This is a genomic window from Streptomyces monashensis (assembly GCF_001866665.1).
Taxonomy (GTDB): domain Bacteria; phylum Actinomycetota; class Actinomycetes; order Streptomycetales; family Streptomycetaceae; genus Streptomyces; species Streptomyces monashensis.
The window spans coordinates 211,953-230,662 of the sequence record NZ_MLYO01000012.1 but is presented as its reverse complement, the minus strand read 5'-3'; the positions used below and the strand labels follow the sequence as shown (position 1 = coordinate 230,662).

At 72.8% G+C, this 18,710-nt stretch carries 18 protein-coding genes; 10 read left to right on the top strand and 8 right to left on the bottom strand.

Translation table 11 applies throughout. From position 1 onward, the window contains the following. Window positions 1–90 precede the first annotated feature (90 nt). Window positions 91–807: an IclR family transcriptional regulator NdgR gene (gene ndgR / locus BIV23_RS05860; protein ID WP_009320373.1), complete on the bottom strand. Its 717-nt coding sequence runs from the start codon at window positions 805–807 to the stop codon at window positions 91–93. 209 nt (window positions 808–1,016) lie between these two features. Between ndgR and leuC the strand changes: the two genes are divergently transcribed. From leuC to BIV23_RS05840, 4 genes are all read left to right on the top strand, one after another. Beyond that, window positions 1,017–2,444: a 3-isopropylmalate dehydratase large subunit gene (gene leuC, locus BIV23_RS05855; RefSeq protein WP_071379655.1), complete on the top strand. Its 1,428-nt coding sequence runs from the start codon at window positions 1,017–1,019 to the stop codon at window positions 2,442–2,444. 5 nt (window positions 2,445–2,449) lie between these two features. After that, a complete protein-coding gene (leuD, locus tag BIV23_RS05850; protein WP_071370704.1) occupies window positions 2,450–3,043 on the top strand; it encodes a 3-isopropylmalate dehydratase small subunit in 594 nt (197 codons plus the stop codon). Window positions 3,044–3,297: 254 nt separating this feature from the next. After that, the gene (locus tag BIV23_RS05845; RefSeq protein ID WP_071370703.1) at window positions 3,298–3,528 is read left to right on the top strand and encodes an SCO5555 family protein; all 231 of its coding nucleotides are present in this window, start codon (window positions 3,298–3,300) and stop codon (window positions 3,526–3,528) included. Window positions 3,529–3,665: 137 nt separating this feature from the next. Next, complete coding sequence (locus BIV23_RS05840; protein WP_071379654.1) at window positions 3,666–4,316, top strand: HU family DNA-binding protein; 651 nt, start codon at window positions 3,666–3,668, stop codon at window positions 4,314–4,316. Between the two features lie 70 nt (window positions 4,317–4,386). On the opposite strand, the gene BIV23_RS51575 is transcribed toward BIV23_RS05840, so the two are convergent. After that, the gene (locus BIV23_RS51575; RefSeq protein WP_071379653.1) at window positions 4,387–4,590 is read right to left on the bottom strand and encodes a hypothetical protein; all 204 of its coding nucleotides are present in this window, start codon (window positions 4,588–4,590) and stop codon (window positions 4,387–4,389) included. Between the two features lie 10 nt (window positions 4,591–4,600). Further along, window positions 4,601–5,236: a 2-phospho-L-lactate guanylyltransferase gene (gene cofC, locus BIV23_RS05830; protein ID WP_071379652.1), complete on the bottom strand. Its 636-nt coding sequence runs from the start codon at window positions 5,234–5,236 to the stop codon at window positions 4,601–4,603. 201 nt (window positions 5,237–5,437) lie between these two features. Here cofC and BIV23_RS05825 point away from each other — a divergent pair, with 201 nt between their 5' ends. From BIV23_RS05825 to BIV23_RS05815, 3 genes are all read left to right on the top strand, one after another. Next, window positions 5,438–6,238 carry a lysophospholipid acyltransferase family protein gene (locus BIV23_RS05825; protein WP_071379651.1) on the top strand — a complete coding sequence of 267 codons (801 nt, stop codon included), beginning with the start codon at window positions 5,438–5,440 and terminating at the stop codon, window positions 6,236–6,238. Further along, window positions 6,235–7,245 (top strand): NAD(P)H-dependent glycerol-3-phosphate dehydrogenase, encoded by a 1,011-nt coding sequence (locus tag BIV23_RS05820; RefSeq protein ID WP_071379650.1) that lies wholly within the window; start codon window positions 6,235–6,237, stop codon window positions 7,243–7,245. Before BIV23_RS05825 ends, BIV23_RS05820 begins: the two co-directional genes overlap by 4 nt. Window positions 7,246–7,326: 81 nt before the next feature. Next, on the top strand, window positions 7,327–8,484 hold the full coding sequence (locus BIV23_RS05815; RefSeq protein WP_071379649.1) for a D-alanine--D-alanine ligase family protein: 1,158 nt from the start codon (window positions 7,327–7,329) through the stop codon (window positions 8,482–8,484). 19 nt (window positions 8,485–8,503) lie between these two features. Here the strand turns inward: BIV23_RS05815 and BIV23_RS05810 are convergent, their stop codons facing one another. Both BIV23_RS05810 and BIV23_RS05805 read right to left on the bottom strand, forming a co-directional pair. Continuing rightward, window positions 8,504–9,025, bottom strand: a complete 522-nt coding sequence (locus BIV23_RS05810) for a DUF3515 domain-containing protein (protein ID WP_071379648.1) — start codon at window positions 9,023–9,025, stop codon at window positions 8,504–8,506. A 20-nt stretch (window positions 9,026–9,045) separates the two neighbouring features. Beyond that, window positions 9,046–9,279, bottom strand: a complete 234-nt coding sequence (locus BIV23_RS05805) for an Lrp/AsnC family transcriptional regulator (protein ID WP_053137604.1) — start codon at window positions 9,277–9,279, stop codon at window positions 9,046–9,048. A gap of 247 nt (window positions 9,280–9,526) precedes the next feature. Between BIV23_RS05805 and BIV23_RS05800 the strand changes: the two genes are divergently transcribed. Next, window positions 9,527–10,492 (top strand): thiamine-phosphate kinase, encoded by a 966-nt coding sequence (locus tag BIV23_RS05800; RefSeq protein WP_071370695.1) that lies wholly within the window; start codon window positions 9,527–9,529, stop codon window positions 10,490–10,492. After that, entirely contained in the window at window positions 10,489–11,274 is a 786-nt protein-coding gene (thiD, locus tag BIV23_RS05795; protein WP_071379647.1) for a bifunctional hydroxymethylpyrimidine kinase/phosphomethylpyrimidine kinase, read from the top strand. Before BIV23_RS05800 ends, thiD begins: the two co-directional genes overlap by 4 nt. Before the next feature lie 117 nt (window positions 11,275–11,391). Here thiD and rpmB read toward each other — a convergent pair whose 3' ends face one another. Beyond that, a complete protein-coding gene (gene rpmB / locus BIV23_RS05790; protein WP_003993230.1) occupies window positions 11,392–11,577 on the bottom strand; it encodes a 50S ribosomal protein L28 in 186 nt (61 codons plus the stop codon). Window positions 11,578–11,833: 256 nt separating this feature from the next. On the opposite strand from rpmB, the gene BIV23_RS05785 reads away from it, so the two are divergent. Further along, window positions 11,834–13,531, top strand: a complete 1,698-nt coding sequence (locus tag BIV23_RS05785; protein ID WP_071379646.1) for a DAK2 domain-containing protein — start codon at window positions 11,834–11,836, stop codon at window positions 13,529–13,531. A gap of 4 nt (window positions 13,532–13,535) precedes the next feature. On the opposite strand, the gene BIV23_RS05780 is transcribed toward BIV23_RS05785, so the two are convergent. Together BIV23_RS05780 and BIV23_RS05775 are read right to left on the bottom strand one after the other, a co-directional pair. Next, on the bottom strand, window positions 13,536–16,730 hold the full coding sequence (locus tag BIV23_RS05780; protein WP_071379645.1) for a collagen-like domain-containing protein: 3,195 nt from the start codon (window positions 16,728–16,730) through the stop codon (window positions 13,536–13,538). Next, entirely contained in the window at window positions 16,727–18,598 is a 1,872-nt protein-coding gene (locus BIV23_RS05775) for an HSP90 family protein (RefSeq protein ID WP_079172974.1), read from the bottom strand. Before BIV23_RS05775 ends, BIV23_RS05780 begins: the two co-directional genes overlap by 4 nt. Between the last annotated feature and the right edge of the window lie 112 nt (window positions 18,599–18,710).

The following is an 18,710-nucleotide window of genomic DNA, read 5'->3' as shown; positions in this document are numbered from 1 at the left end:
CGGGGGGATCGGGGGACCGGGGAGGGCCTGCCGCGGCGTTGGGGCAGGCCCTCCCCGGCGTTCCCGGACGTGTCCCCGGGCGGCGTCCGCTCAGCCCGAGCGGCGCAGGGCCTCGGAGAGGCGGGCGGCGGCGTCGATGACCGCCTGGGCGTGCATCCGGCCGGGGTGGCGCGTCAGGCGCTCGATCGGGCCGGAGACGGACACGGCGGCCACCACGCGGTTGGAGGGGCCGCGCACGGGCGCGGAGACGGACGCGACGCCCGGTTCGCGCTCGCCGATGGACTGGGCCCAGCCGCGACGCCGCACGCCCGACAGGGCCGTCGCCGTGAAGCGGGCGCCCTGCAGCCCCCGGTGCAGCCGCTCGGGCTCCTCCCAGGCCATGAGGATCTGCGCCGAGGAGCCGGCCTTCATCGTGAGCGTGGAGCCCACCGGGACGGTGTCCCGCAGACCGGACAGCCGTTCCGCCGCGGCCACGCAGATGCGCATGTCACCCTGGCGCCGGTAGAGCTGCGCGCTCTCGCCCGTGACGTCGCGGAGGTGGGTGAGCACGGGGCCGGCCGTGGCGAGCAGGCGGTCCTCGCCGGCCGCCGCCGCCAGTTCCGCGAGACGCGGGCCGAGGATGAACCGGCCCTGCATGTCGCGTGCCACCATGCGGTGGTGTTCCAGGGCCACGGCCAGGCGGTGGGCCGTGGGTCGTGCCAGTCCGGTGGCCCCGACCAGACCCGCGAGGGTGGCCGGGCCGGACTCCAGAGCGCTCAGGACGAGGGCCGCCTTGTCCAGAACGCCGACGCCGCTACTGTTGTCCATGCAACGATACTCACGTCTCACTCTGTGAAACGCAAGTTCAATTTTCCGTGGAACGCGCCACCCTGGAAGCACACAGGCGGCCCGCGTACCAACGGGCCCGGTGGCGGACGCCCGGAATCACGACTTTCAGGGGCCCTCGAAAGGGCAGCCGCCGCAACCTCAAGATCTCTAGTTGGGTCGGCGGACGTTTGCCGGCCGGAGGGAAAGCGATGGGTAGGACACTCGCGGAGAAGGTCTGGGACGACCACGTCGTCCGGCGCGCCGAGGGCGAGCCCGACCTCCTCTACATCGATCTGCACCTGCTGCACGAGGTGACCAGCCCGCAGGCCTTCGACGGGCTGCGCAAGAGCGGTCGCCGGGTGCGCCGGCTCGACCTCACCATCGCGACCGAGGATCACAACACCCCGACCCTCGACATCGACAAGCCCATCGCGGACCCGGTCTCCCGCGCCCAGCTGGAGACGCTGCGCAAGAACTGCGCCGAGTTCGGCGTGCGGCTGCACCCGCTGGGCGACGTCGAGCAGGGCGTCGTGCACGTCGTCGGCCCGCAGCTCGGTCTGACGCAGCCCGGTACGACGGTCGTCTGCGGCGACTCGCACACCTCCACGCACGGCGCCTTCGGCGCGCTGGCGTTCGGCATCGGCACCTCCCAGGTCGAGCACGTGCTGGCCACCCAGACGCTGCCGCTGGCCCGCCCGAAGACCATGGCGATCACGGTCGAGGGTGAGCTGCCCGAGGGCGTCACCGCCAAGGACCTGATCCTGGCGATCATCGCCAGGATCGGTACGGGCGGCGGCCAGGGCTACATCCTGGAGTACCGCGGCTCCGCCATCGAGAAGCTCTCGATGGAGGCCCGGATGACCATCTGCAACATGTCGATCGAGGCCGGCGCCCGCGCGGGCATGATCGCCCCCGACGAGACCACCTTCGCGTACATCAAGGGCCGCGCCCACGCCCCCGAGGGCGCCGACTGGGACGCCGCGGTGGAGTACTGGAAGACCCTGCGCACCGACGAGGACGCGGTCTTCGACGCCGAGGTCGTCATCGACGCCGCCGAGCTGTCGCCGTTCGTCACCTGGGGCACCAACCCCGGCCAGGGTGCGCCGCTTTCGGCGTCCGTCCCCGACCCGGCTTCGTACGAAGACGCATCGGAGCGCCTGGCCGCCGAAAAGGCCCTGGAATACATGGGGTTGGAGGCCGGCCAGCCGCTGCGCTCCATCGACGTTGACACCGTCTTCGTAGGCTCCTGCACCAACGGCCGCATCGAGGACCTGCGCGCCGCCGCGAGCATCCTCAAGGACCGCAAAGTCGCCGACGGCGTACGGATGCTGGTCGTCCCGGGCTCCGCGCGGGTGGGTCTGCAGGCCGTCTCCGAGGGTCTGGACGTGGTCTTCAAGGAGGCCGGCGCCGAATGGCGGCACGCGGGCTGCTCGATGTGCCTCGGCATGAACCCCGACCAGCTGGCCCCGGGGGAGCGCTCCGCGTCCACCTCCAACCGCAACTTCGAGGGCCGGCAGGGCAAGGGCGGTCGTACGCACCTGGTGTCGCCGCAGGTCGCGGCCGCGACCGCCGTCCTGGGCCACCTCGCCTCGCCCGCCGACCTGTCCGCCGACACCCCCGCGCCCGCTGGAGTCTGAGAACCATGGAAGCCTTCACCACCCACACCGGCCGGGCTGTCCCGCTGCGCCGCAGCAACGTCGACACCGACCAGATCATCCCTGCTCACTGGCTCAAGAAGGTGACCCGGGACGGGTTCGAGGACGGGCTGTTCGAGGCCTGGCGCAAGGACCCCGAGTTCGTCCTCAACCGCCCCGAGCGCGCGGGCGCGACCGTCCTGGTCGCCGGTCCCGACTTCGGCACCGGCTCCTCCCGCGAGCACGCCGTCTGGGCCCTGCAGAACTACGGCTTCAAGACCGTGATCTCCTCCCGTTTCGCGGACATCTTCCGGGGCAACTCGCTGAAGAACGGCCTGCTCACGGTGGTCCTGGACCAGAAGGTCGTGGACACGCTGTGGGAGCTCGTCGAGGCGGACCCGCAGGCCGAGATCACCGTCGACCTGGAGAACCGCGAGGTGCGCGCCGAGGGCGTCACCGCCTCCTTCGAGCTGGACGAGAACTCCCGCTGGCGCCTGCTGAACGGCCTGGACGACATCTCCATCACGCTCCAGAACGACGCCGACATCGCCGCCTACGAGGCCAAGCGGCCGACCTACAAGCCGCGCACGCTCCAGGGCTGATCCCCAGGGCTGATTTCGGCCACCGCAACACCCTCTCTGTACCCCCGATCGCCACGATTGGGGGTACAGCCATGTCTGCACCCGATCGGACCTGCGCACCTCTTACGCAGCCCTCAACTCCCCACGTTAGGAAGGGCGTTGCCAGGGTAGGTGAGTGCAGTGATCGCGCCCTCCGCAAGTGCCTGGAAGGCCATTTGAGGCGGCAGTTACACCCTGCGCAGGCGACAACTCGCCCCAGATGGCACAATCTGTGCATGGGACACGACGGCCAACTCCAGCTCTATGCGGCGGTCGCGAACCAACTCAAGGAAGCGCATGCAAGGGTGCGCGCACTGCAAGTCCCGGAGGGCGTACGGATGGCGCTGACCCGGAAGCTGCTGGTCATTACGGCCGCGGCCAAGCACGATCTCGCCGCTGCGGCAAGGCGGCTCGAGCGGTTCAACGCGGACCTCGACGCGGGGCGGATCCCCGAAGAGGACCACTGAACAGGCTCGAGAGCGCCGAATCCGTTGCGGCACAAGGGTGATAAGCCCGTTTCGTGTTTGATTTGCGGTATATATCTGCCTAACGTGCGAAAAAGCTTGAACACTTTCGTTCTGGCGATGTCTCCGAAGGGGAAGACGTGAACAAGGCGCAGCTCGTAGAAGCGATTGCCGACAAGATGGGTGGCCGCCAGCAGGCGGCCGAAGCTGTCGATCATGTCCTGGACGCCATCGTCCGCGCGGTCGTCGCGGGCGAGCGGGTCTCGGTCACCGGCTTCGGGTCCTTCGAGAAGGTGGACCGCCCCGCCCGTTACGCCCGCAACCCCCAGACGGGGGAGCGGGTTCGGGTCAAGAAGACCTCCGTGCCGCGCTTCCGTGCGGGCCAGGGCTTCAAGGACCTGGTGAGCGGCTCGAAGAAGCTCCCGCGCGGCGGCGAGGTCGCCGTCAAGAAGGCGCCCAAGGGCAGCCTGACCGGCGGCACGGCGATCAAGAAGGCCGCGGCGAAGAAGGCCACCAAGGCGGCCGCGAAGAAGGTCACGGCGAAGAAGACGACCGCCAAGAAGACCACGGCGGCGGCGAAGAAGACCACGGCCGCTGCGAAGAAGACCACGGCCAAGAAGACGACCGCCAAGAAGACCACGGCGGCGGCGAAGAAGACGACGGCCGCCGCGAAGAAGACCACCGCGAAGAAGGCCCCGGCCAAGAAGGTCACCGCGAAGAAGGCGCCGGCCAAGAAGTCGACGGCTCGCAAGACCACGGCGAAGAAGACCACCGCGCGCAAGGCGTCGTAGGTCTCCAGGGCACTCACGCGCCGGGCCGGACTCCCCAGGGGAGCCCGGCCCGCGGCGTGTGCGGGGGCAGTTACAGCGTCTGCAGCGTCACGAGCGTGATCCGCAGGGCGTCCCCGCGGCCCTCGGTCTCGATCCGCACCCGCTGCCCGGGCCGCAGCAGCCGCAGTCCGCCGGCGTCGAACGCGGCGGTGTCGTACGGCACCGGGGTGCCGTCGTCGAGCAGCACCTGTCCGCTGCGGGTCTCGGGGTCGTAGGTGTATGCGGTGGCCTGCATGGACGTCAGCCTACGGGGCGCTCAGCAGACCCGCCGCCGCGGCGGCCGTGTACGGGCCCACCCCCAGGGTCAGCGCCGCGCGCAGATCGTCCCCGGTGTCCACGTCCTGCCGTACCGAATCCACCCCGGCCGGCGTGAGTTCCCGGGCGCCCGAGGCCCGGTGGCGGTTGCGGGAATCGACGCCGAACGCCGGCTGCAATTCCTGCTGCGGCCCCGCCGCCAGCAGTGTCGTGCCGATCGCCGCCGCATCCGCGAGAAAAGCACGGGGGAATTCCGCGGCGGCGTCCAGGACTCGCGCCAGTTCCCGCGGGCGCAGTGCCGGCAGATCGGCGTTCAGGGCCGCTACGGCCGCCCCGGGGTGAATTGCGCGTACCGCCGCCGCGCCGTGCGCCAGAGCGGCGTTCAGGCCGTCCGCGGGCGTGTCCGGAACGATCCGCGCGCCCAGCGCCGCCAGTTCCCGTCCGGCCAGCTCGTCGTCCGTGACGACCGCCACACCCGTGACGGCCGCGCACGCCAGCGCCGCGGCCACCGTGTCCTGGGCGAACGCGAGGGCCAGCCCCGGGCGAACCCCGTCGGCGGCCGTGTCCGAGAGCCTGCTCTTGGCCCGCACCAGGGGCTTCAGCGGGATGACCAAGGTCCACTGCACCGGCGTACCGTCCCTCTCTTGTCACGCTCATTGTCACCCGCTGTGTCCGAGGACACGCAGAAGGGGGGAGGGGCGCGAAGCTCCTTGCAAGGGTGGGGGCGGGTGACGGGCGGGCGTACGGTGTTCTCGACAGACCGGCGGCCCGGGGCGACACTTGTGCGGCCCCCCGCCGAGGTGGCATGCCTAGAGGAAGGTGTCCTTGTGCCCCGCCGCAGAATCGGCTTCTGGTACCGCTTCGCCGCGGTGATCTGCAAACCGCCGCTGGTGGTTCTGATCAAGCGGGACTGGCGCGGAATGGAGCACATTCCGGCCGAGGGCGGATTTATCACCGCGGTGAACCACAATTCCCACGTGGACCCCTTCGCGTACGCGCACTATCAGTACAACACCGGACGGGTTCCGCGATTCCTGGCGAAGAGCGGACTTTTCAAGACGGGATTCATCGGCGCCGCCATGCGCGGTACCGGGCAGATTCCCGTCTATCGCGAGTCCACCGACGCGCTCAGCGCCTTCCGGGCCGCGATCGACGCCGTGGAGCGCGGCGAGTGCGTCGCCTTCTACCCCGAGGGCACCCTCACCCGCGACCCCGACGGCTGGCCCATGACCGGCAAGACGGGCGCCGCGCGCGTGGCCCTGCAGACCAAGTGCCCGGTCATCCCGGTCGCCCAGTGGGGCGTCAACGAACTGCTGCCGCCGTACGCCAAGAAGCCGAACCTCCTCCCGCGCAAGACCCATCACGTGCTCGCCGGCCCGCCCGTGGACCTCTCGCGCTTCTACGGCAAGGAGATGACCCCGGACCTGCTGAAGGAGGCCACCGAGGTCATCATGGCGGCCGTCACCCGCCAGCTGGAGGAGATCCGCGGCGAGAAGGCCCCCGAGACGCCCTACGACCCGCGCCGCGAGCGGATCGAACAGCGGCGCCGCACGCAGGCGCAGACCGAGGCGCGGGCACAGACCGAAGCACCGGCGCAGGGCAGGGAACCGGAAGGGCAGGGCAAGTGAGCAAGGCGGTAAAGGCGGCGGTCATGGGCACGGGCTCATGGGGTACCGCCTTCGGCATGGTCCTCGCCGACGCGGGCTGCGAGGTGACCCTGTGGGCCCGCCGCCCCGCACTGGCCGAGGCGGTCAACTCGACCCGGACCAACCCCGACTACCTGCCCGGAGTCGAACTCCCGGAGAACCTGCGCGCGACCGCCGACGCCGCCGAGGCGCTGCGGGACGCGGACTTCACGGTCCTGGCGATCCCCTCCCAGACGATGCGCGAGAACCTCGCCGAGTGGACCCCGCTGCTCGCCCCGGGCACCGTGCTGGTGTCCCTCATGAAGGGCGTCGAACTCGGCTCCGCCATGCGGATGAGCGAGGTCGTCGAGGACGTCGCCAAGGTCGGCGCAGAGCGCGTCGCCGTCGTCACCGGGCCCAACCTGGCCCGGGAGATCGCCGCCCGCATGCCCGCCGCCGCCGTGGTCGCCTGTGCCGACGAGGCCGTCGCCCGGCGCCTCCAGGCCGCGTGCCACACGCCGTACTTCCGGCCGTACACGGAGACGGACGTGGTCGGCTGCGAGCTCGGCGGCGCCGTGAAGAACGTCATCGGGCTCGCCGTCGGCATCGCGGACGGCATGGGGCTCGGCGACAACGCCAAGGGCTCGCTCATCACGCGCGGCCTCGCCGAGACCGCCCGGCTCGGGGTCGCGCTCGGCGCCGACCCGCTGACCTTCTCCGGACTCGCGGGCCTCGGCGACCTGGTGGCCACCTGCTCCTCGCCGCTGTCCCGCAACCACACCTTCGGCACCAACCTCGGCAAGGGCATGACCCTCCAGGAGACGATCGCGGTCACCAAACAGACCGCCGAGGGCGTCAAGTCCTGCGAGTCCGTGCTGGATCTGGCCCGCCGACACGGTGTCGACATGCCGATCACCGAGACGGTCGTCGCCATCGTGCACGAGGGCAAGTCGCCGGTGGTCGCCGTCAAGGAGCTGATGTCGCGCAGCGCGAAGCCCGAACGACGCTGAGCGAACGCGCCCGCCGTTGTTCGTTCCCGGGCGGAGTCGACGCTGTATCCGGGCTCTACCAACGGGTACTCTCAACGCGATATGAGCACCGAGAACCTTCCCCAGAGCCCTGAGCAGCCGTCGCGGAAGCCGCGTGTGGCCGTCGTGTTCGGCGGGCGCAGCTCCGAACACGGGATCTCCGTGGTCACCGCCGGCGCCGTCCTCAAGGCCATCGACCGGACCAAGTACGACGTCCTGCCGATCGGCATCACCCGGGACGGCCGGTGGGCCCTCACCGCCGACGAGCCGGAGCGGATGGCCATCACCGACCGCCGCACCCCCGACGTCGAGGAACTGGCGGAGTCGCACGAGGGCGGCGTGGTACTCCCCGTCGACCCCGCGAACCGCGAGGTCGTCTACAGCGAGCCCGGCTCCGTGCCCAAGGCGCTCGGCGAGGTCGACGTCGTCTTCCCGGTGCTGCACGGCCCCTACGGCGAGGACGGCACCCTCCAGGGCCTCCTGGAGCTGTCCGGCGTGCCCTACGTGGGCGCCGGCGTGCTCGCCTCGGCCGTCGGCCAGGACAAGGAGTACATGAAGCGGATCTTCACCTCCTTCGGGCTCAAGGTCGGCCCCTACGTGGTGATCCGCCCCCGCGAGTGGGCGCAGGACGAGTCCGCCGCCCGCAAGAAGATCGTGGACTTCGCCGGCGAGTACGGCTGGCCGCTGTTCGTGAAGCCCGCGCGCGCGGGTTCCTCGATCGGCATCACCAAGGTCGACGACCTGTCCGGCCTGGACGAGGCGATCACCACCGCCCAGCAGCACGACCCGAAGATCCTCGTCGAGGCCGCCCTGCGGGGCCGCGAGATCGAGTGCGGCGTCCTGGAGTTCGAGGACGGCCCGCGCGCCTCCGTACCGGCCGAGATCCCGCCGCCGGACACGCACGCGTACTACGACTTCGAGGCCAAGTACATCGACTCCACGCCCGGTGTCGTCCCGGCGCCGCTCACCGACGAGGAGACCGCCGAGGTGCGGCGGCTCGCGGTCGAGGCGTTCGAGGCGGCCTCCTGCGAGGGGCTGGTCCGCGCGGACTTCTTCCTCACCGAGGACGGCGAGTTCGTGATCAACGAGATCAACACCCTGCCCGGCTTCACGCCGATCTCGATGTACCCGCAGATGTGGCAGGCCACCGGGGTCGGCTACCCCGAGCTGATCGACCGCCTGGTGCAGGCCGCGCTGCGCCGCCCGACCGGGCTGCGCTGAGCCGCCCGCCCTCGCGGAATCAACCACGCATGGAGGCGATCCCGGTCGGGATCGCCTTCTTCACGGCCGGTGCGATATCCGTGAGCACCGCCGTGCCCTCGTCCTGCGCGGACATCCCCTTGGGCAGGCTGATCTGCACATAGGCCACGCGGCCCGCCGTCGTGAACCGCCAGGTTCCGTCGCCCTGCTTCTCCATCAGCCAGTCGACGCCGTTCACCCCGCCCGCGATCGCGTCCGGGTCGCCCCCTTCCGCCACCTTCGGATCGACCATCTTCGGCGGCCGTACGACACCGCAGCGCAGTATGATCGCCGGGCTTCCCCAGCCCGCCGTGTAGGCGGACCGGGGTGCGGGGTCGTTACGGCTTCGTCCGTCGAGCTTCCGCGGCAGCGCCTTGTGCAGGTCCCGGCACACCGGGGCCGTCTTCGCGTCGGGGGTGGGAACCGCCACCGAGCCGCTGTCGTCTGCCGAGGAACAGCCCGCGACCGCGATCAGCAGCGCGGGCGCGAGCAGCGCGAGGGGCCGGGGACGGAAGATGTTCACCGGCCAAGCGTAGACGGGGGCTACAGATGCACGACCGGACAGGTCAGGGTGCGCGTGATGCCGTCCACTTGCTGGACTTTCGCGACCACCATCCGGCCGAGGTCGTCGACCGTGTCGGACTGGGCGCGCACGATGACATCGTACGGACCCGTCACGTCCTCGGCCTGGATCACTCCAGGGATCTTGCTGATCGTCTCGGCGACGGTCGACGCCTTGCCGACCTCCGTCTGGATCAGGATGTACGCCTGTACCACGGAACCTCCAGGGCGGCCACGAGGATCATGTGGGGAAAAGGAACGCCACGGTATCGCGTCGCCGCTCCCCGAGGGGAGACCTGCGGGAACCGGGCTTGCGCGCCAGGGTGCAGGCGCGACGGAGGTTGACGGTCGACTTGGACCGGACGGCGGTCATCTCGACCGTATCGGGGACACTGATGTCGCGCGACCGGGCACGGCTGACGCGCGACGGGGCACGACCAGGGACAGAAGGGGAGCAAGGGAAATGAAGGGCACTGTTGGTGAGCTCGGGGAGTTCGGGCTCATCAGGGAGCTCACCTCCCGTCTCACCACCACCCCGGCGGTCCGGATCGGCCCCGGCGACGACGCCGCGGTGGTCGCCGCGCCCGACCGGCGCGTGGTGGCGAGCACCGACATCCTGCTGGAGGGGCGGCACTTCCGCCGCGACTGGTCCACGGCCTACGACGTGGGACGCAAGGCGGCCGCCCAGAACCTCGCCGACATCGCCGCCATGGGCGCCGTGCCGACCGCGCTGCTGCTCGGCCTGGTCGTGCCGGCCGAACTCCCGGTGACCTGGCCGAGCGAGCTGATGGACGGCCTGCGCGACGAGTGCCAGGTCGCGGGCGCCTCGGTGGTCGGCGGGGACGTCGTACGCGGCGACACGATCATGGTGTCGATCACCGCGCTCGGCGATCTGCGCAACCAGGAACCCGTCACGCGCGCGGGAGCCCAGCCCGGCGACCTGGTGGCCGTCACGGGCTGGCTGGGCTGGTCCGCGGCCGGTTACGCGGTCCTCTCGCGCGGCTTCCGCTCCCCGCGCGCCTTCGTCGAGGCCCACCGCCGCCCCGAGCCGCCGTACCACGCGGGCCCGGCCGCCGCCGGGCTCGGCGCGACCGCGATGTGCGACGTGAGCGACGGGCTGATCGCCGACCTCGGGCACATCGCCGAGGCCAGCAAGGTCCGCATCGACATCCGTTCCGGTGCGATCGACATCCCGACCCAGATGAACGACATCGGCCAGGCCGTGGGCGTCGACCCGCTCCAGTGGGTGCTGAGCGGGGGAGAGGACCACGCGATCGTGGCGACCTTCCCGCCGGACACCAAGCTGCCGGCCCGCTGGAAGGTCATCGGCGAGGTCCTCAACCCCTCCGCGCTGCCCCAGGTGACCGTCGACGGGGCGCCCTGGACCAGCAAGGGCGGCTGGGACCACTTCGGGGACATCGAGTCATGATCCCGCGCGTCCTCACGGTGGCCGGGTCGGACTCCGGCGGCGGCGCCGGCATCCAGGCCGACCTGAAGACGATGCTGGCGCTCGGCGTGCACGGCATGAGCGTGCTCACGGCCGTCACCGCGCAGAACTCGCTGGGCGTGCAGGGCGCCTGGGAGCTGCCGGTGGCGGCGGTGCGGGCCCAGTACCGCAGCGTCGTGGACGACATCGGCGTCCAGGCCGTGAAGACCGGCATGCTGGCCTCGGCGGAACTGGTCGAGACGGTCGCCGAGTTGATCTTGGGTACGGACGCCCCGGCCGTGGTCGACCCGGTCGGCGTCTCCAAGCACGGCGACCCGCTGCTGGCCGCCTCCGCGCTGGCCTCCGTCCGCGCGAAGCTGCTCCCGGCGGCCACCGTGGCGACCCCGAACCTCGACGAGGTGGCCCAACTCACAGGGGTGCGCGTCGAGTCGGAGGGCGATCTGCGCCGGGCCGCGGCGGCCGTGCTGGAGTACGGGCCGCGCTGGGTGCTGGTCAAGGGCGGGCATCTGCCCGGGGACGCAGTGGATCTGCTGACCGACGGCACGGACGAGTACCGCTACCGCGCCCCCCGCCACGACAACCGGCACACGCACGGCACGGGCTGCACGCTGGCCTCCGCGATCGCGTCGGGGCTGGCGAAGGGGCAGAGCGTGCCGGAGGCCGTCACGGCGGCCAAGGAGTACGTCACGGGCGCGATCGCGGCCGGGTTCGCGCTGGGCGCGGGGATCGGGCCGGTGGACCACGGCTGGCGCCTTCGGGACTGAGGCGCGGGTACGACGTCGAGGCGGGTGCGGCGCGTGCGTACGGCAAAAAGCCGGCCCACCGTGAGGTGGACCGGCTCAGTGCAGCGAACCAGCAGTGGCCGCGCGCTTAGCTGTGCGTCAGCGCGAGACCTTGCCGGCCTTGATGCACGAGGTGCAAGCGTTCACGCGCTTCGGCGTCCCGCCGACCACGGTACGCACACGCTGGATGTTCGGGTTCCAGCGGCGGGACGTACGGCGGTGCGAGTGCGAGATGTTGTTGCCGAAGCCCGGCCCCTTGCCGCAGACGTCGCAGTTGGCAGCCACGGGTCACTCCAAAGACTTCAGATGCACTTACGGTTAATCCCGGCATGCCGGGATCGAGATCGTACGACCTGAATCTGAGTGGCGTTGCCAGGGGAACGGCCCGATGTGGATCGGGCAACCGGAGCAGCATACAACGACTGCGTCCGTACAACGAAACTACCATGGCAGCGCAGGCCCCCGCCCCGGCCCTCTTCCGCCGGACACCGGCCCGGGGTCTACGCTGCGTCCCACGTACGGCCGGCTCAGGGAGGCGCAGGTGGCGCAGGTGCCGCAGACATTCTTCGATGCTCTCGCGGTGCGCACCTGGTGCGGTCTGGCGCTCGGCGCACTGGGCCGGGCACGCGAGGAGATCGACGCCATCAACGTCTACCCCGTGGCCGACGGGGACACCGGCACGAACCTCTACCTCACCGTGGAATCGGCGGCGACGGCCGTGGAGGCCGTGTTCGCCGGGTACGAGACGGGATCCGGGTCCGGCCCCGGTCCGGGCGCCGGGGAGCCGTCCCTCGCGGACGCCGTGCACGCGATGGCCCACGGCGCGCTCATCGGGGCCCAGGGCAACTCCGGGACGATCCTCGCGCAGCTGCTGCGGGGGATGGCCCAGGTCCTCGCGCAGGACGACGAGGCCGCTCGCGTCGACGGCGCCGGGCTGAGGCAGGCGCTGCGGCAGGCCGCCGACTCCGCCCGGCAGGCCGTGGCCCACCCCGTCGAGGGCACCGTGCTGACGGTCGCCTCGGCCGCCGCTGACGCCGCCGAGGTGGCCGAGGGCGACTGCGGGGCGGTCGCGCGGTCGGCCTACGAGGGCGCACGGGCGGCCCTGGCGGCCACTCCGGGGCAGCTGGCGGTGCTGGGCCGGGCCGGGGTGGTCGACGCGGGCGGACGCGGCCTCGTGGCCGTCCTGGGCGCGCTCGTGGAGGCGTTCACGGGGGAGGCGGTACGGGAGGCGCCGGGGGCCCCTGCCGCTTCCGAGGGGCACGCGCGCGTAGCGGGCGTTGCCGAGGCGGGGCCGTGCGACGACGGGCCCGGCACGGACGGACCCGCCTACGAGGTGATCTATCTCCTGGAGGCCGAGAACGGCGCCGTGGCCCGGCTCCGGGAACGGCTCGACGCGCTCGGCGACTCCCTGGTGGTGGTCGGCGGCGACGGGCTGTGGAACGTCCACGTGCACGTCGACGACGCCGGTGCCGCCGTGGAGGCGGGCGTGGAGGCCGGGCGGCCGTACCGGATCCGGATCACGCACTTCGGGCTCGGGGACGCGCACACCGGGCGCGGCCGGCCGCCACGCGAGCGCGTGCAGCGGGCCGTCGTCGCCGTCGTGCCCGGGGAGGGCCTGGCCGGGCTGTACGCCGAGGCCGGCGCGACCACGGTCCTCGCGCGCCCCGGGGAGCCGCCCGCCAGCGGGGAGCTGGTGCAGGCCCTTCGGCGGGCCCACGCGCGCGAGGTCGTCCTGCTGCCCAACGACGCCGAGCTGCGCCACACGGCCGCCGCGGCCGCCGAGCAGGCCCGCACCGAGGGCATCCGGGTGGCCCTGATCCCGACCCGCTCGGCGGTCCAGGGCATCGCCGCGCTCGCCGTGCACGAGCAGGGGCGCCGCTTCGACGAGGACGTCGTCCAGATGACCTCGGCGGCGGGCGCCACCCGCTACGCCGAGGTGGCCGTCGCCGAGCACGAGTCCTGGACGACGGCCGGCATCTGCCAGGCCGGGGACGTCCTCGGACTCATCGACGGCGACGTGGCGGTGATCGGCGCCGACGTCACCGCCACCGCCGTCACCGTCCTCGACCGCATGCTCCAGGCCGGCGGCGAGCTGGTCACCCTCGTCGTGGGCGACGAGGCTCCCGAGACCGTCGCCGAGAGCCTCCAGGCCCGGGTCCGGGAGTCCTACCTCGCCGTGGACACGGTGGTGTACCGGGGCGGCCGGCAGGGCGCGCTGCTGCTCATCGGTGTGGAGTGAGGGTTCACCGCTCCAGCTCGAGCAGTTGCGCGGCCTCCGCCCGCCGCTCCCGCACCGTCTCGTCCCCGGCGTCCTCGTCGGCGCTCTCGTAGGCCTCGAGCACCGCACGCGCGCGTGCGACCGCCTCGGCGGGCCGGCCGAGGTCGGCCTCCAGCCAGCCCGCGGCGAGTTCGGCACCGGTACGGTTGTGCAGCCCGTCCGCGCCGAGCGTGCCGAACAGCGCCGCCGCCCGGTCCATCTGTGCCAGCGCGGCCTCGAACACGCCCTGGATCACACTGTCTTCGTCCTCCTCGGCCTCCTCGGTCGCGGAGCGGGCCAGCAGATCGCCGAACTGGCGGTGGGTGGCGCCCAGTTCGTCGGTGAGCTGCTCCCGGGCCACCGGATCCGCCGCGGCCTCCCGTGCGCCCTCGCAGGTGCGCACCGCCTGCGCCATCAGCTCCCGCGCACCCCGCGCTCCGGACTCCGCGCGCAGCGCCAGCCACGCGCGGGCGCGCAGCGAGCGCACAAGGAAGTGCGGGTTGCCCAGCGCCCGCCACAGTTCGCCCGCGCGCGTGTACGCCTGCTCCGCCTCGTCCAGCAGCCCGGCGTTGCCCAGGGACTCCGCGGCGAGATGGGCGAGTGTGGCGTGGTCCTGCTGCTCGGGCCAGTGCCGCGCGAACTCGGCGGCGCGCAGCCGGCGTTCGGCGGCCCCCTGGTGATCGCCCAGCGCGCTCAGGCAGTCGCCGAGCCACCACAACGCCTGGACGACGGGCCCGTCGCCGTGCGTCTCGGCGGACAGGTCCGCCAGGGCCGACTCCAGCACCTCGGCGGCCTCCGCGCAGCGGCCCTGACGCAGCAGGCAGCCGCCCAGCTGCTGGCGAGCCCAGGCGCCCAGCGTGCCGCTCTCGCCCGCCTCGTCGGCCCAGTGCGCGGCCTGCAGGGCCTGCTCGGCGGCCTCGACGACATCGCCGCGCCCGCCGACGACCTCGGCGAGCTGGAGATGCAGCTGGGCCCGCCCGACCGGCTCCACGTACGCCCCGCCGTGCTCTAGCGCGGACCGCAGCGCGCGCTCGGCCCCGTCCGCGTCACCGGCCTGATGGGCGAGGGCGGCGACCTGTACCTCGTACTCCACGGCGAACCACGGCAGCCCGGCGTCGACATAGGCGGCGGCCGCCTCGCGGAACCACGCCGCGGCCCGCCCGGCGTCCCCGCGCACACCCGCCAGCTCGGCCAGCATCGCCCGCGCCTCCGCGGCCCGCGCGGCCAGCCGCACATCGTCCGCGCCCCGCCCGTCCACGAGCGCGAGGACCTCCCGCACAGCCCGCTCCGCCCGCCCCACGGCATCGCCCCGCACCGTCACCGCGAACCCGCCCGAACGGTCCTCTTCGGCCGCCGGCCCGCGTGAACCGACCCCTTCGGGCGCCGGTCCGTCCGGCTCCAGCGCTCCGGATGCCGATTCCTCGGGCGCCGGCCCGCCGGGCGCCCGCCGCTCGGCCGCAGTCCCGTCCGAGCCGGCTTCCCCGGACGTCGTTCCGTCCGGCCCCGGTCCGGCCGGCCCGGCTTCGGCCTCCTCGACCGCGGGATCCTCGAACACCGCTCCCTCGTGCACGCCCCGCATCAGAATCCGGGCCCGGCTCATCGCCACCGATGCCGTCTGGCGGACTCCGGTGCCCTCCTCGGCGTACAGGGCGAGGATCTCGTCGTACACGGCCGTGACGGAGGTCAGGGCCGCCCGGACCTCGCCCGTCAGGGCGCGGACATAGGCGCCACGCGCGCGTGCGCCCAGGGCCTCGCCGGGGTCGCCCGCCTCGGCGTACAGCTCTGCCGCCCGTGCGAACAGCGCGACACCCTCGGGGCCGCGGGCCATCGCCTCGTGGTCGGTGATCTCCGCGCGGGCCCGTGCGTCCAGCTCCGCGCCCTGTGCCGCCCGGGCGACCGCCGCCCAGGCCTCCAGGGCGTGCGGACGCAGCGTCTCCGACAGGCTCCGGGCCTCGGCGAGCAGGGCGGGCAGGCCGGGTGCCGCCGCCGTACCGGAGGGCGCGGGCGGCGCCACCGGCGCCGGTGCGGTGCGGGGCGTACGGACGCCCAGCGGGAGCCGGTCGGCGAGCGGCCGCTGGGCCATACGCGCGCGTGCCCGGTCGCCGACGTACGCCGTGCCGTTGCGCCGGTCGAACCGCTCGGCCAGCGCCAGCGCCTGCGCGCGCGCGTGGACCGCGAGTTCGCCCGCCGTCCAGGTCCGCCCGGCCGGCCCCGGCACCCGCCGGCCGCCGAGGCCCAGCTCGGTCAGCCGGTCCATGAGCAGCGTCACCACGGACATGAAGTCCAGCAGGCTGCGCGGGTGCCCGGTGTCCGTGAAGTACGCCGGCCGCTCGGCGAGCAGCTCGAGACCGCGCGCCTCGTTGCCGCTCAGCACGCAGAACTCCACATGGTCGGCGTACGCACCGCGCATCGACTCCATCGGGCGTACGAGGCGAAAGCCCCGCAGGTGATGCGCCCGGGCCTCGTCCACGCGGCCCAGGCGCAGCAGCGGGGCCAGGGAGGACGCCAGCACGGTGTGGGGTTCGTGCGCGCACGCGAACTCGCCCTCCAGCACCGGCCGCCACAGCTCCAGGGCCGCCTCGTCCCGGCCGCGCGTCACCTGCCATTCGCCCTGCCCGTGCAGCTCGCAGGCGTGGCAGTCGGCCATCTCGTCCCGGTCGGCGGCCAGCCACGCGGCGTACGCCCGCTCCGCGCGCGCGTGGTCGCCGACGTGCGCGGCCACGCTGAACTCCGCGCTGCGCACGGCCCGTTCGGAGTGCCCGGCGATCCGGTAGCGGTGCGCCATCTCGCCGAGCCACTTCTCCACGGACGCGAGCGGCACGTGCGGCTGGTCCAGCATGCCCGCCGACATCCACTTGAAGACCCAGTGCAGCGAGTGCGCCTCGTACGCGTCGAAGTCCTCGGGCCGTTCGTCCCACATGCGCAGCAGCCGCGCGAACGGGACGAACATCTTGTCCTTCTCGGAGCTGTAGTTGTAGACCTTCAGCTGGTGTCCGAGCGCCTCGATCACGGCGAGCGGGACGTCCAGCCGCTCGGCGTCGGCCAGCAGCCGCTCCGCGCGCGCGTTGCGGGCGGGACCCTCCGGCTGCTCGGAGTTCTCCGCCAGCGCCCGGCGCAGCGCGTCGAAGTCCGCGATCCCGCCGGCCCCCTCGGTTCCCGCGGCCCCGTCGATTCCGCTCATCGGTGATCGCCCTCTTCCCGAGCCCGCTGGTCGGACTCTCCGTGCGTGGCCCATTCCAGGAGGCCGAGGAACGCCCGGTTGAGCAGCGCCGAGTCGGCCGGGCGCAGCGGTCGCTGCGCCATCAGCAGGGCCTGCCCGTACAGCGACTCGGTGGCGGTGCCGATCAGTTCCGGGTCCGCCAGCGAACCGATGCGCCGCACCAGCGGGTTGAGATGGTTGAGCACCAGACGCGCGCGCGGGGCGCTGCCGCGCAGCGAGCCCAGGATGCCCGCCCACAGGTCGTCGGCCCGCTCCTCGGCGTCCGCGCGGGCCTGCTCGTGCCGGGCCGACCGGTCGTCCAGGTGCAGCGCGGGCACGGACAGGGGGTGGAAGGACCGCAGGACGACGTCACAGCCCAGCGGGTCGAGCTTCGCGCGCGCGGCGGCCAGGAAGCCCGACAGGGCCAGCTCCTCGGCCGGGTCCACGCAGTCCAGGTGCGCGGTCACGGTGTCCGCGTCCAGCTCGGCGACCACTGTCCCCGGCCGCACCGACGGCAGCGCCTCGACCAGCTCGCTGTCGTACGTGTAGCCGCCGTTGACGACACCCACGCCCTGCGCGGACGCGATCGGCGCGACCTGCCGGTACTCCTCCACGGTCCGGGTGAAGTGCACCACCGGGTGGCGCCGCGCGAACTCCGCCAGGGACAGCTGCCCGTCGGTCGTCTCGAACGGAAGCCACGGCAGCATCGTGCGCAGCATCCCGGCATCGTGCCGGGCCAGGGACTTGACCCCCAGGTGGTGCACGGCGAGGAAGGCCCGCAGCCGCTCCGGGGCACCGGCGGCGAGCCCCGTGAGCCAGGAGCGGATCCGTTCGCCGAGCGCGTCGCGGACGGCGGCCAGCGTCTCGTCCTCGTACAGCGACTCGCGCGAGGCCGTGGGCCGCAGGCTGTCGGTGTCCAGCACGCAGCGCACGAAGAACGCCCAGTCCGGCAGCACCTGTTCGGCCCGCTCGGTCAGCAGCATGCCCTTGAGATGCACCCGGTGACGCGCCCGCTGGGCCGGACCGACCGAGGCCGGCAGCACGTACGCCACCCCGCGGATCCCGGCCAGCGGCAGGTCCAGGTCGATGGAGTCGAGCGGCGCGAACCCGAACAGCTCCTGGCAGTGCCGGGCCAGCGCCACCCTGCGGCCCGCCGGGCCGGGATACGACCGGTCCCAGGGCGCGGGCAGCTCGGTGACCGGCTCCTCGCCGACCCGGACGTCGTACGGCAGCAGCGAGCCGAAGTCCCGGGCCAGGGTCAGGACCCGCTCGGGTGCGAGCCACTCGGCGGCGCCCGGGCGCGCGGTCAGGTACACGGTGGTGCCCGGCTCGTTCCGCGCCGAGCCGTCCAGCGTGCGCACCGTGTACGAGCCGTCGTCGCACGCCGTCCACTCGACCGGCGGCGCGTCGGGCGTACGGGCGCTGCGGCTGACCACGCGGATCCGCTCGGCGACCACGAAGCAGGCGAGCAGTCCGATGCCGAACTGCCCGAGGAAGCCGGAGCGCGCCTCCCGCAGGCCCTCGGCCCGCTTGGAACTGCGCCCGATGGTGGCCAGCAGCTCGTGCACGTCCGCCTCGGTGAGCCCGATGCCGCTGTCCTCGACGCGCAGGCCGCCGTCCGCCGGGTGCAGCCGGACCAGCGCCGGGGCGTCCGGCTGCTCGGCCCGCCGCGCGGTGACCGCGTCGACCGCGTTCTGCAGCAGCTCGCGCAGATAGACCTTGGGGCTGGAGTAGAGGTGATGGGAGAGCAGGTCCACCAGACCGCGCAGGTCGACCTGGAACGTGTGAGGTGGGTGGGGTTGGTGGGGTGACCGGGATGCCTGGGATGACTGTGAGGTCTGGGAGTCCATCGTCACTGCGCCGGAGGGGGGACGCGTGCGGCGCGGGGTCGGGCGGTCCCGGATGGGCCGGTGACCGCGGAAAGGGGGCCGGAGCGCGTCATCCTAGGGCCGGATCAGCGCA